Here is a 1,109-nt window from a genome sequence, read left to right as displayed (position 1 = left end):
CTAAAGATTTCGTGCTGTAGCATGGCGGCAGATTCATGAGTCCCCGGGAGCACAGATAACTCTGTAACCGGGGCGAATGAGTGAAGCCAGCGCCGCTACGGTGCGAAATATGACGCGTAACTTACGCGGTGGCGCGTTCGTTCCAGGAGTCGGAATGAATGATGTTGCCGTCTTTGTAGGTCCAGGTGATTTTTTCGTAACGCAGTTCAATGCGCTCAAGGTGGTTGTGTTTCTCTTTCGACGGGTCTTTCACGTCGTACATTTCAGGATTCACTTTCACCACTTTCACATTCTCGAGTCTGGTGTTGAAGTACTCCACTTCCTGGCCCGCGTCGTTGATTTTGTACCACCTGAACTCGGCAGACTTGAGGGTCTGACCGGTGGTCACCGCCTTGTACAGGTACGGGCTGGAGGAGTCGATTTCCTTGGTGAACAGGAACGGGGTGTGGATACGGGTACCGGTCAGCTTGCCGGTGTTGTTGTCGGTCGGGATGTACAGGTTATGCTCCTGCGCCACCACTTCGATGCTGCCTTCACGATCCTGAACGTCCACAGAGCCTTTGATGTCCGCCCCGCCGTCGTCCTGCAGCCAAAGATAAACGGGTATTGCCATGAGAATTTCTCCATTTATACACTTCATCCTTCAGGCTGCCTCTTTGTTGGCTGCCTTCACTTGCCCCGGTCGCAGAGTGTTCTCTGCTCCCGGGGACGCATTCAGTTGCCGCCGCGTTCCAGCCCGAATGATTTTGTGTATCTTGTTTTACGAAGCGTCATCATCCTGCGATGGCGCTGAGGGTTTCGCCCGGTATCTGGCAGGCGTTCGCCTGCGGTACCAGACTGATTTCGACACGACGGTTGAGCGCGCGCCCATCCGGGGTGTCATTGGTTGCGACCGGACGGCTCTCGCCATAGCCCTGCACCGCAAAACAGCTTTCCGGCACGTCGCCGGTATCACGCATCCAGTCGCGTACCGCTGCGGCACGCTGAAGTGAAAGCGTCTGGTTCAGTTGCGGATTACCGGTGTTATCGGTATGCCCGGCGACCACAATCAGCCAGCCCGGCTTCGCTTTGATACCGACCAGTGAGTTGACAAGCATTTTGGTGGAACC

1 protein-coding gene and 1 pseudogene are annotated in these 1,109 nt (G+C 55.7%); both read right to left on the bottom strand.

Annotated elements, in window-relative coordinates; genetic code table 11:
• Nucleotides 1-121: 121 nt before the first annotated feature.
• Nucleotides 122-613 carry an Hcp family type VI secretion system effector gene (locus tag EB241_RS20755; RefSeq protein ID WP_124234945.1) on the bottom strand — a complete coding sequence of 164 codons (492 nt, stop codon included), beginning with the start codon at nucleotides 611-613 and terminating at the stop codon, nucleotides 122-124.
• 147 nt (nucleotides 614-760) lie between these two features.
• Nucleotides 761-1,109, bottom strand: a pseudogene (locus EB241_RS20750) (OmpA family protein); the annotation flags it as partial.

Source organism: Erwinia psidii (assembly GCF_003846135.1).
GTDB lineage: Bacteria > Pseudomonadota > Gammaproteobacteria > Enterobacterales > Enterobacteriaceae > Erwinia > Erwinia psidii.
The sequence above is the reverse complement of the archived record's forward strand: the minus strand, read 5'-3'. Positions and strand labels throughout refer to the sequence as shown.

Coding starts and splice junctions, on each gene's coding strand:
- EB241_RS20755 (WP_124234945.1), bottom strand. CDS start 613: ATGGCAATACCCGTTTATCTTTGGCTGCAGGACGACGGCGGGGCGGAC.